We start from the raw sequence: 10,933 nt of genomic DNA, 5'->3' as shown, positions 1-10,933 counted from the left end.
CCTCCACCCCCATGCCCACCCCCGACTCCGGTTTCAACTTCGCCTATCTAGATGAGCAAACCAAACGCTCTATCCGCCGCGCCCTGCTTAAGGCTGTCGCCATCCCCGGTCATCAAATTCCCTTCAGCTCGCGGGAAATGCCCATGTCCTACGGCTGGGGCACGGGCGGCATTCAGGTGACGGCGTCCGTTATTGGCCGCACCGACACCCTCAAGGTGATTGACCAGGGGGCCGACGACACCACCAACGCGGTCAATATTCGCCGCTTTTTCCAGCGGGTGTGTGGGGTCGCCACCACCGAGCGCACCACCGAGGCCACCCTGATCCAGACCCGCCACCGCATTCCCGAAACGCCCCTGCGACCAGGGCAGATTATGGTCTACCAGGTGCCCATGCCGGAACCGCTATATTTCATTGAACCCTCCCGCACCGAGGCCAACAAAATGCACGCCCTGGAAGAATACGGCCCCATGTACGTGCGCCTCTACGAAGACATCACCCGCTATGGCCACATCAATCTGGCCTACGACTATCCGGTAATGGTGAACCACCGCCATCTGATGAATCCCAGCCCCATCCCCCGGTTTGATAACCCCAAGCTGCACATGAGCCCCGCCCTACAGCTGTTTGGGGCCGGGCGAGAAAAGCGCATCTACGCCGTGCCCCCCTACACCGAGGTCAAGAGCCTGGACTTTGAAGACTACCCCTTCACCGTGGAGAGCTGGAACCGGGCCTGCGAATTTTGCGGCGCGACGAATAGCTACCTGGATGAGGTGGTCACCGATGACCAGGGCGGTCGGCTGTGGATCTGCTCGGATACGGACTACTGCGGTCAGCGGCAGAGAGATCAGGCGCTGTTGGTGAAAAAGCTAGATTAAGAACAGACAGGCAAGGTTGAGAGATCGCTGCGAGGGATGTACCGATGCAAATTCAAGACCGGCTAAGCGGCCCAGAAACTGAAGAGAAATTAGTCACCCTCCACGGCGTGAGCTGGGCGCAGTTTAAAGGCATTGAGGCCAATTTAGAGAACGTTCGGGCGGTGAACCTCACCTACCTGCGAGGAGTATTAGAAATTATGTCGCCGATTAGCGATGACCACGAGACGGTTAAAAGCACCCTTGGGGCATTGCTAGAAGCCTACATGCGCTTGAAAGGAATTCGACACTATCGCCGGGGCGGCTTCACCCTGGAGGCTGAGGGCTATGCCTCGGGCACACCAGACGAGTCTTATTCAGTTGGCATGCGTCGCCAGTGGCCAGACCTAGTGATTGAGGTCATTGTCACCAGCAGCAGCATCAACCGGAAGGATCTCTATCTACCCCTGGAAATTCCTGAGGTTTGGTTTTGGCAGGGTGGCAAGATTCGCATATTTCAGCTTCAGGACAAGCAATATCAGGAAACTAGCTCCAGTCAGTTTTTTCCTGAATTGGATATTACGTTACTACTCAAGTACATCGAGCATCCCGACCAATATGATGCTGTGCAAGAGTTTCTTGCCGAGGTTCAACCCTAGCAAGACAGTTTTATACCAACACTCCCAGCCAACTGTGACAGCCAATTCAAAGGATCAAACTTATGACAAACAGCCTTTTAGATCGAATTACACTTGACTCAGAGATTTGCCATGGCAAGCCTTGCATCCGTGGCTTGCGATATCCAGTTGAGTTCATTTTGGAGTTGCTGAGCTCTGGCATGACAACAGAGGAGATCCTTGACGACTACGACGATCTGGAGCCGGAAGATATTTATGCTGTCCTCCTTTTTGCTACTCGACTGAGTCAGGTTAAAAGCATTTACAAGATCGCTTCATGAAGTTTATTGTTGATGCTCAGCTTCCTGTGTGTCTGGCTAGATTTTTGCGATCGTGTGGCCATGACGTCGTTCACACCCAAGAATTATCTTCGGGCAATCGAACCTCATGATGCCGAAATTTTCTAGAAGAAAATGCTTACGTTGAGCTGAGTCAAGAGGCATTAGGCATTCATCAATAATGAGCCTGCTTGAGCCTGTTAAAAATTAACTCCGTGATTGAAATGCAGCCATTACTCACTATTACAACAATCAGTAAAGCTTACGGTTCGCTCACGGCCTGCGATCGCATCTCGTTCGATCTCTACCCCGGCCAGGTGCTGGGCATCATCGGTGAATCAGGCTCGGGCAAAAGTACGCTGCTGCGGGCGATCGCCGGGCAAGTCTCCCTAGATGCAGGCGATATGGCCTACCGCGATCGCCAGGATCACTGGCTTGACCTGCGCACCCTACCCGAGCCCCAGCGCCGCCGCCTGATGCGCAGCGAGTGGGGCTTTGTGCAGCAAAACCCCCGCGACGGTCTGCGAATGCGGGTCACCGCCGGGGCCAACATCGGCGAGCGCCTGCTGGATGTAGGAGCCCGCCACTACGGCGACATTCGCCGCGAAGCCGCCCACTGGCTCGACCAGGTCGAAATTCCCGAGGCCCGGCTCGACGATCTGCCCAGCACCTTCTCCGGCGGCATGCAGCAGCGGCTGCAGCTGGCCCGCATTTTGGTCACCCGCCCCCGACTGGTGCTGATGGATGAACCCACGGGCGGTCTGGATGTGTCGGTGCAGGCCAGACTGCTGGATTTGCTGCGATCGCTCGTTCACACCCTCCACCTCAGCGTCATTCTGGTTACCCACGACATCGGCGTCGTGCGGCTGCTGGCCGATCGCCTGCTGGTCATGCAGCAGGGCCAGGTGGTGGAGTCGGGCCTCACCGATCAGGTGCTCGACGACCCCCAGCATCCCTATACGCAGCAGCTGGTGAGCGCCACGCTAGTGCCTTGAACAGTCTACAGACGTCACCCATCAAAATGATGCTTACCCCAGCCCAGCCTTCTCCATCCCCAGTGATCCCGTCAGCCAACGTCCGCCTTCAGGCTGAGAACCTGCACAAAACCTTCACCCTCCACAACCAGGGGGGCGTCACCCTGCCCGTCTTAGCGGGCGTTTCCCTCACCGTCGCCGCAGGGGACTGTGTCGCCCTGCAAGGCCCATCCGGGTCGGGCAAATCCACCTTGATGCGGGCCCTCTACGCCAACTACCGCATCGATTGCGGCTCTATCTGGGTGCGCCACCAGGGGGAATGGGTGGATTTACCCCAGCTCGAACCCCACCACCTGATTGCCGTACGCCAGACCACCCTGGGCTACGTCAGTCAGTTTTTGCGGGTGATTCCTCGCGTTCCGGCCCTGGCTGTGGCGGCAGAGCCCTTGATGCGGCTGGGGGTAGAGGAATCGGCGGCCCATGACAAAATCCGCCAGTTGTTTAGCCGTCTGCATCTGCCCGAGCGGCTGTGGAACCTATCGCCGACCACCTTCTCCGGGGGCGAAAAGCAGCGGGTCAACATTGCCCGCGCCTTTGCGGTAGACTACCCGGTCTTGCTGCTGGATGAACCCACCTCGGCTCTGGATGCGGCCAACCGCCAGGTCGTCATAGAGCTGATGGCAGAACGCCGGGCGCAGGGGTGTGCCCTGGTCGGAATTTTTCACGACGACGAAGTGCGATCGCGGGTCTGTAACCGGGTCTTAACGTTTGGGGGCGACAATTAAGCCGTGACTGAGAGCGCCATGAACGAACAGATTTTTACCAACTATCGCCTGCAACTGCCCGACCAGGAGGTGCTCGGCACCCTGGTGGTGCGGCATGGGCAGATTGCCGACATTCAGCCCGGTGTGGTAGCCCAGGGACAAAACGGCGACGGCGACTACCTGCTGCCGGGGCTGGTGGAGCTGCACACCGACAACCTGGAGCAGCGCCTTTCCCCCCGCCCCAAGGTGCGCTGGCCCCTGGAGATTGCCGCCACCTACCACGATCGCGACCTGGCGGCGGCGGGCATTACCACCGTGTGTGACGCCATTTCCATTGGCGATGTCACCCCCACGTCTATGCGGATGACGCTGTTTGGCCCGATGATCGACACCATCCACCAGGGGCAAGAGTCGGGGCGGTTTGCGGTCGATCACCGGCTGCACCTGCGCTGCGAGCTGGGCTATGCCAAAACCTACGAGGTCGCCGCAACCTATGCCGACCATCCCCTGCTGGCCCTGATTTCGCTGATGGATCACACCCCCGGCCAGCGCCAGTTTGCCCAGCTAGAAAAATACAAAGAGTACTACATGGGCAAACACGGCGTCACCCAGGACGAGATTGAAGATTTCATCCAAAACCGGATGACCGCCCAGCGGCAGTTCGCCCAGGAAAATCGCCAAAAGCTCGTGCAGCTCAGTCAGGATAAGGCCATTGCCCTGGCCAGCCACGACGATGCCACGATCGATCATGTGCAAGAAGCGGTAGCCGATGGGGCCGCGATCGCCGAGTTTCCCACCACCCTGGAGGCCGCTAAAGAAGCCCACCGCCAGGGCCTTCAGATTTTGATGGGGTCGCCCAACCTGGTGCTGGGCGGGTCGCACTCGGGCAATGTGTCGGCCATGGAGCTGGTAGAGCTCGATCTGGTGGACATTATTTCGTCGGACTACGTGCCCCAGAGCCTGCTCCAGGCCATGTTTCTGATGGCCCACACCACCCAAAAGCCTCTCTACGAGGCGATGCAGCCCTTCACCATCAATCCGGCGACGGCGATTGGCCTGGGGGGCGATCGCGGCAGCTTAGAGATCGGCAAGCGGGCCGACTTTATTCAGGTTCATGATGACGGCATCGTGCCTCGCCTCACAGCGGTAGTGCGCCAGGGGCGTCGAATTGCATGATGACTTTTGATTGTGACAACCCGAAATTCGAGTTGAGTTGCACTGTGCGGGAACAGGCCGATCGTCCCCTCCTGGGAGGGGAGTAGGGGTGGGTTTGTCTCGACTACTGAATAGCTCATTTGTAAAGCGTGACTGCTCTGATGTCATTGTCTTAACCCACCCCGCCCTCCGGGCACCCCTCCCAAGAGGGGAAAGTGTTAGCCCAAGCTGAGGTCAGCTCAAAACTCAAAACTTACCCACGACTTGATGTCCATGGATACTCAATCCCCCCCCAAACTAGCGCTCCAGGGAGCCGATGTGCTCACCCCCCAGGGCTGGCTCTCCGACGCCACGGTGCTCATTGACGAGGGCCGTTTTGTAGCCGTGGATCAAACCCCTAAGCCCAGCGGTTACATCGGGCTGGATGTCTCCGGACTGCGACTGGTACCGGGCATCGTCGATATCCACGGTGACGCCTTTGAGCGCAAAATTTGCCCTCGCCCAGGGGTGACCCAGCCCTTGCCGATGGCGATGGTAGAAAACGATCGCGCCCTACTGGCGGCGGGCATCACCACCTTCTTCTATTCCATCACCGACTCCTTTGAGCCGGGGCTGCGCAGCCGAGCAACGGCGCGAAGCATTGTCGAGTACGTCTACGGGGAGGTTGGAAAATCCCTATTGGCCGACAGCCGCATTCACATTCGCCATGAGCAGGCCAATACCGCTCACTTTGAGGAACTCTGTGACTGGTTGCAAACGGGCCAGGTCAACTTGCTCTCCCTCAACGACCACCTGCCCCCCAGCCTCGACGATGACAGCCTGCATCGCTACACCAAGGGCATGCGCCAGCGGATCAAGGTTTCGGATGACGAGGTGCGAGCGATTGTGAGGGCGGCTATGGATCAGCGAGAGGCGGGTCTACAGCAGTTGGAGGACTTGGTTATGCTAGCCCATCAGGTAGAGGTGCCGGTCGCTTCCCACGATGACGAAACGGCAGAAGATGTGGCGACCAGTCGGCGGCGGCAGGTGGCGATCGCCGAGTTCCCCGCCAGCATTGATCTGGCGGCCCAGTCCCGCGCCTATGGGGCTGCTGTGCTAATGGGGGCACCAAACCTGGTGCGGGGCGGCTCCCACGTGGGCTATATGGGAGTAACCGATGCGGTAGAGGCCCAGGTGCTCGACTGTCTCTGCTCTGACTACCACTATCCCTCGCTGTTCTATGCCCCGTTTAAGCTGGTGGCCCTGGGGCTGATGGAGCTGGCCCAGGCCTGGAAACTGGTGTCAGAATATCCGGCGCGGGCGGCGGGTTTAGGGGATTGCAAAGGGGCGATCGCCCCTGGCTACGCCGCCGATGCCCTGCTGCTGCGGCCCGAAACTCAGTTTCACGATGGCATTAGCGCCGTCTATATCGGCGGACGGGAGGTGGCCCGCTATGGCTGAGGCGACGCGATTCATTCTCTATGCCTGCCCAGTTGGCCCCCTGGCTGAGCAGATTGAAACCTACCTGGAGCAGGCGGCGGTGCTCTGCGGCCCCAACAAGGCCCATCCATACATGCCCCACTGCACCCTGACCGGCTTTTTTGAGGATGAACCGGCCACGGCGGCAACCTATGTCACGGTGCTCAATGACCTGCTGGCAGAACCCCAGCGATCGCGCCTACAGCCCGATGTGATCATCAAAGCAATGTTGTTTAAGCCCGAGTGGCATGGGCTAGAGCTAGAGTCTCCCTGGCTGCATCAACTGGCCTGGGGATTTCGCGATCGCGCTGAGTCACCGACCTGCCAGTCGCCCATTCGCTCTAAAAGTTGGCTGCACCTCAGCCTGGCCTATGGTTTTGCCCCAGAACACAACCAGCGTTTGCAGCAGTTGGCCCAGACCCACGTGAACCCGGCTAGCCCCGTTAGCTGGGAACTGCGGTTCTACGAACATCGCCCCGGCAACCGCTGGATCTGCCACCAGAGCTGGCCCCTGTCCTGTCATTCCTCAACCCGATGAACCCCACTCAGCCGACGTTGGAAGATTTGCTTGGGATGCTGCGCGATCGCGGTCAGGCCCAGTACGGGGCCGAAGCCGTGAGCCAACTGGCCCATGCCCGGCAATGCGCCACCCTGGCAGCCCGCCATGGCAGCAGTCCGGCTTTTTACCAGTTTTACCCTCAATTTCCACTAGATTCCTCAAAACCCGACGCAACGGTCGTTCCCTGCCTTTGCTCTACAGTGTAGTAGTTGAGGTGATCCTTAACCCTCAGCACTCAATCTCGCCATTGCTCTCGCCGCCAATGTCTACCCCTCCGACCCTCCTCAGCAGCCTGCCCTCCACCCTCAGCCAGGCGGGCTACCAGCGGTTTTGGTACTGGCGGGGCTGGCGCATTCGCTACTGGTTTCACCCAGGGCCAGAGGAAACAACGGTGCCACCGCTGCTTTTGATTCACGGCTTTGGGGCCAACCTCAACCAGTGGCGGCACAACCTGCCTGCCCTCAGCCAGGTGGCTCCGGTCTACGCCCTCGACCTGCTGGGCTTTGGCGATTCACAAAAAGCAGCGACCCTCTACGGGGCCGAGCTGTGGGCCGCCGAGGTCACCGATTTTATCCAGACGATGATTGGCCAGCCCGTGGCACTGGTGGGGCATTCCCTCGGGGCGCTGGTGGCCCTGACAGCTACCCATAACCAAGCCGACTGGGTGAGGCAGCTAGCGCTGATCACCCTGCCCCTGGGGGCCGATCGCGAAGATTTGGTAGCCGGCTGGGTCGCCAAGCTTGCCCTAACCATTGAGAGCCTGGTGGCAAACCCGCTGCTGCTGCGATCGCTGTTTGCCGTCGTGCGTCGTCCCAGCGTTCTGCGGCGGGCTCTGGCGGGCATTTACACCGTACCCGAGCGGGTCGATGAGGAGTTGATCGATCTGTTTGCGATTCCTCCCGGCGATCGCGGCGCGGCCCGCACCCTCTGCTATCTGGTGCGATCGCGCACCGACCCCGGCTTTAGCCCTTCGATCAAAACGATGGTGGCCGCGCTGACCGTGCCCACGCTGCTGCTGTGGGGCGATCGCGATCGGGTCGTACCCGTAGCCCAAGCCCAAGGTCTGGCGACCCTCAGCCCACAACTCACCACCGAGGTGTGGCCAGGGGTAGGCCACTGCCTCTATGACGAAATTGACGCCGAGTTTAACGCGCGCATTGCCGCATGGCTAGGCTCCAGCCGCCGCGAAGATGCTGCATCAAGCCACTAGAACGCCGGTACAGAAACCCGGTTTCTCGGCCAGAATGCCAGTCACGCCGTTGGGGTAGTGACAAAGAAACCGGGTTTTTAGCCATACTGTACCGATGCTCTAGTCATCAATAGCTGCAATATGCCCACTGCTCCGGGTCGCTTGGCTCCCTAGCCCAACGAGATAGGCTCTAAACTTGCGCCGCAGGTGCTAAGGCAGTAGCCCAGTCGATCGGCCCTGATTGCCCCGGCTCAGAGAGCGTTTAGTGCGCCACTTGCGAATGGCCTGGGCCTCCCGCTGAATCGGCGTCAGGTAGACATCAGTAGCCCCATTGAGATCGGTATCAGCATTGTCGTAGGGTGGGCGCTGGCGGGTATTCATGCAGCCCGAGAGGGCTTCCAGGTGGGGCTCTAGCTCCAGGGCACGCTCCAGCTCTTCCACTGAGGCATAGCGATCTTGGGCATCGGGCATCAGCATTTTGTCGAGCACCGTCGTCAGGTGGGGGCTAACGGTCACCGTGTGGTGCCACTGAATGCCGCCAGTGCGAGGGTCTTGGTCAAACTCAATGGGGGTGCGGGCGGTAAGCAAGTAGAGACAGGTCATGCCCAAGGCATAGATATCGCTGCCGTAGCAAGGGCGCAGCGCCAGCTGTTCAGGCGGGGCAAAGCCGGGGGTACCGACAAACTGCGTGGCCGGAGCCTTGACCGAGCCGTACTCATCGATATCCGACAAAAACTCGCGCACGGCCCCAAAGTCGATCAGCACCAGGCGGCGATCGCGCTCGCTACGAATCACGTTGGGGGGCTTGATGTCGCGATGTACCACCCGGTTGCGATGTATAAAGCGCACCACCGGAATAATTTCGCGCAGAAAATATTTCACCTGGGCCTCAGTCAACCGCCCCTGGCGGCGCACTTCCTGGGCCAGGGTCTCGCCGTGGACGTAGTCTTGCACCAGATAAAACTCGCCCTCGGTGGTGAAGTAGTCGAGCAGTTGAGGAATCTGCGAATGGCTACCCAGGTTGGCCAACACCCTGGCCTCACGGCGAAACCGCACCTTAGCCCGCTCTAGGGAGAGCTCACTACCGGCCTTGGGGCAAAGCTGCTTGATCACACAGTAGGGCTCACCGGGCAGCGTCGCGTTTTGCGCCAGATAGGTCACCCCAAAGCCGCCCTGACCCAGTTTTTTGATCACACGATAGCGATCGCGAAATAACTGATGTGACTGGTAATACTGAATAATCGCGGAGTTAGCTGCGCGGTCAAGGAATTGCCCGGGTGGATTCGCCATAGGTAAGTTGCCTATCCTGGCCTCAAAAGAGGGGAAGATGCCTGTTTCCCAGTTTAACGACTAGCCAAGCGGCCATAAAACTGGACTGCGATAAGAAATGTACAGAAACATGAGCCAACACTTGCAGACCTACTAGCAGCCCACGGTGCAGCCTAGTTGCCACCACCTTAACAATTTTTTAACAGGGTTAAAAAATTGGAGCAATGACAGCCATCAAAAACGTTGACAGCAACGATTCGACCTTAGATTAGCACGTTCACCAGGGTTCGCCATGCCGGTACTGCCCCCCTAAAATCCCAAATCGGCACGAGCGACCTCTGAGGCCCTAAACACTACGTCGTCGGGCAATTCTTCCCAGGCGGTAGCCCCCACCTGGGCGTAGAAGGTGCTGTCGTAGGGGCGGGTGCGCACCACCACGGGCATCGGCACCGCATGGCCCAGCACCAGGGCCTGCTGCTTAGAGTCGAGCTTGGCCAGCACCGATCGCAGGCTTTGCCCTCCAGAGACCCCGGTAAAAATGGCGTCAATATCTTTCTCGTCGTTGAGCAGGGCGGTAATGCGAGTGCCGATCTGCGACATCACCTCGTTGTCGATGCCCGAGGGCCGCTGATCGACCACCAGCAGGGTGACAAAGTACTTGCGCATCTCACGGGCAATGGTGCCAAAGATGGTCTGCCGCGCCGTCGCCGGGTCGAGAAAGCGATGGGCCTCTTCGATGGTAATCATCAGCTGGCGGGGGCGATCGACCACGTTTTTGGTCTGCAAAAAGCGATCGGCCTTTTTGACATAGCTGGCGTGGATGCGGCGGGCAATAACGTTGGTGGCCAACATGTAGGCCAACATATTCGACTGGGAGCCAAACTCGACCACCACATGCTGGCCCTCATCGATCGCAGCCAAAATCTGGCTGATGTAGTTAGTGCCGCTGGCCGCCTTCATATACTTAATGTCGGCCAGGCGGGTGAGCTTGCGCTGCAGGGCCATGATCGACGACTTGCTGCCCATCTTGGTCTCGCAGAATTCCTGAATTTCCTCGTTGGTCATGGTCAGCAGGCGGTTGATCCAGCTCTTGCCAAACTCGTTGCGCAGAATGATGGCGTTTTCCAGACTGGCCTCAGAGAGATTTAGCTCGCCCCGCACCAGGTTGAGGTCTTCTACATCGATTTGGTCAAAGCTGATGTAGAGCTCCTGGGCGTCGCGCACCCCCCGCCGCTGGGTAGCCTCGGGGTCGAGGGTAAACATCTGCACCTGGCCGGGAAATAGCTGCCTGAGCCCTTTTACCGTACTGAACTGCTTGCCCTCGCTGACCGCCTCCCAGCCGTACTCAGAGTGCATGTCGAAGATCAGGTTCACCGCCGCCCCCCGCTGAATAGTGCCCGCCAGCAGCAGCCGGGTGAGGAAGGATTTGCCCGTGCCTGACTTGCCAAAAATGCCGTTGCTGCGCTCCACAAAGCGATCGAGATCGAGGCAGACGGGCACCGCCATGTCGATCGGCTGGCCAATGGCAAAGTTGCGCCGATGGGGGTCGTCTTCCCAGCCAAAGATGATCCGAAAGTCGCGATCGCTGGCGTCATACACCTGGCTAAAGTGGGCCGGAATCGTCTTCACCGGCAGCAGCTCTACATCGGCGCTACTCTGCACCTCCAGCGAGGCATAGCCGCTGCTCTTCTCCCTTCCCTTTTCCCTCTTCCCTCTTCCCTCTTCCCTCTTCCCTTTTCCCTCTTCCCTCTTCCCT

13 protein-coding genes are annotated in these 10,933 nt (G+C 59.2%); 11 read left to right on the top strand and 2 right to left on the bottom strand.

All coding sequences use genetic code 11. From position 1 onward, the window contains the following. The first annotated feature begins 11 nt into the window (after positions 1-11). The 11 genes from IQ254_RS26185 to IQ254_RS26135 all read left to right on the top strand — a co-directional run bounded on the left by IQ254_RS26185 (position 12) and on the right by IQ254_RS26135 (position 7,929). Entirely contained in the window at positions 12-878 is an 867-nt protein-coding gene (locus IQ254_RS26185) for an alpha-D-ribose 1-methylphosphonate 5-phosphate C-P-lyase PhnJ (protein WP_193969099.1), read from the top strand. A gap of 44 nt (positions 879-922) precedes the next feature. Further along, the gene (locus IQ254_RS26180) at positions 923-1,513 is read left to right on the top strand and encodes a Uma2 family endonuclease (RefSeq protein WP_193969096.1); all 591 of its coding nucleotides are present in this window, start codon (positions 923-925) and stop codon (positions 1,511-1,513) included. A gap of 62 nt (positions 1,514-1,575) precedes the next feature. Then, the gene (locus tag IQ254_RS26175; RefSeq protein WP_193969095.1) at positions 1,576-1,812 is read left to right on the top strand and encodes a DUF433 domain-containing protein; all 237 of its coding nucleotides are present in this window, start codon (positions 1,576-1,578) and stop codon (positions 1,810-1,812) included. Continuing rightward, positions 1,809-1,922: a DUF5615 family PIN-like protein gene (locus IQ254_RS33955; protein WP_193969094.1), complete on the top strand. Its 114-nt coding sequence runs from the start codon at positions 1,809-1,811 to the stop codon at positions 1,920-1,922. The genes IQ254_RS26175 and IQ254_RS33955 overlap by 4 nt, the downstream gene beginning before the upstream one ends. Before the next feature lie 111 nt (positions 1,923-2,033). Then, the gene (gene phnK / locus IQ254_RS26165) at positions 2,034-2,804 is read left to right on the top strand and encodes a phosphonate C-P lyase system protein PhnK (RefSeq protein ID WP_193969093.1); all 771 of its coding nucleotides are present in this window, start codon (positions 2,034-2,036) and stop codon (positions 2,802-2,804) included. A 26-nt stretch (positions 2,805-2,830) separates the two neighbouring features. After that, positions 2,831-3,568: a phosphonate C-P lyase system protein PhnL gene (gene phnL / locus IQ254_RS26160; protein WP_228041109.1), complete on the top strand. Its 738-nt coding sequence runs from the start codon at positions 2,831-2,833 to the stop codon at positions 3,566-3,568. Between the two features lie 18 nt (positions 3,569-3,586). After that, the gene (locus IQ254_RS26155; RefSeq protein ID WP_193969092.1) at positions 3,587-4,723 is read left to right on the top strand and encodes an alpha-D-ribose 1-methylphosphonate 5-triphosphate diphosphatase; all 1,137 of its coding nucleotides are present in this window, start codon (positions 3,587-3,589) and stop codon (positions 4,721-4,723) included. 252 nt (positions 4,724-4,975) lie between these two features. Further along, the gene (locus tag IQ254_RS26150) at positions 4,976-6,142 is read left to right on the top strand and encodes an alpha-D-ribose 1-methylphosphonate 5-triphosphate diphosphatase (protein ID WP_255527033.1); all 1,167 of its coding nucleotides are present in this window, start codon (positions 4,976-4,978) and stop codon (positions 6,140-6,142) included. Beyond that, entirely contained in the window at positions 6,135-6,698 is a 564-nt protein-coding gene (locus IQ254_RS26145) for a hypothetical protein (RefSeq protein ID WP_193969090.1), read from the top strand. The genes IQ254_RS26150 and IQ254_RS26145 overlap by 8 nt, the downstream gene beginning before the upstream one ends. Continuing rightward, positions 6,695-6,925 (top strand): hypothetical protein, encoded by a 231-nt coding sequence (locus IQ254_RS26140; RefSeq protein WP_193969089.1) that lies wholly within the window; start codon positions 6,695-6,697, stop codon positions 6,923-6,925. The genes IQ254_RS26145 and IQ254_RS26140 overlap by 4 nt, the downstream gene beginning before the upstream one ends. A 56-nt stretch (positions 6,926-6,981) precedes the next feature. Then, the gene (locus tag IQ254_RS26135; RefSeq protein ID WP_228041108.1) at positions 6,982-7,929 is read left to right on the top strand and encodes an alpha/beta fold hydrolase; all 948 of its coding nucleotides are present in this window, start codon (positions 6,982-6,984) and stop codon (positions 7,927-7,929) included. Positions 7,930-8,118: 189 nt separating this feature from the next. Here IQ254_RS26135 and IQ254_RS26130 read toward each other — a convergent pair whose 3' ends face one another. Both IQ254_RS26130 and IQ254_RS26125 read right to left on the bottom strand, forming a co-directional pair. Beyond that, positions 8,119-9,198 carry a serine/threonine-protein kinase gene (locus IQ254_RS26130; RefSeq protein ID WP_193969088.1) on the bottom strand — a complete coding sequence of 360 codons (1,080 nt, stop codon included), beginning with the start codon at positions 9,196-9,198 and terminating at the stop codon, positions 8,119-8,121. A 288-nt stretch (positions 9,199-9,486) separates the two neighbouring features. Further along, positions 9,487-10,933 (bottom strand): ATP-binding protein (locus IQ254_RS26125; RefSeq protein ID WP_228041107.1); only part of this gene is annotated, 1,447 nt, incomplete at its 5' end.

It is taken from the genome of Nodosilinea sp. LEGE 07088 (genome assembly GCF_015207395.1).
Lineage (GTDB): Bacteria > Cyanobacteriota > Cyanobacteriia > Phormidesmidales > Phormidesmidaceae > Nodosilinea.
The sequence above is the reverse complement of the archived record's forward strand: the minus strand, read 5'-3'. Positions and strand labels throughout refer to the sequence as shown.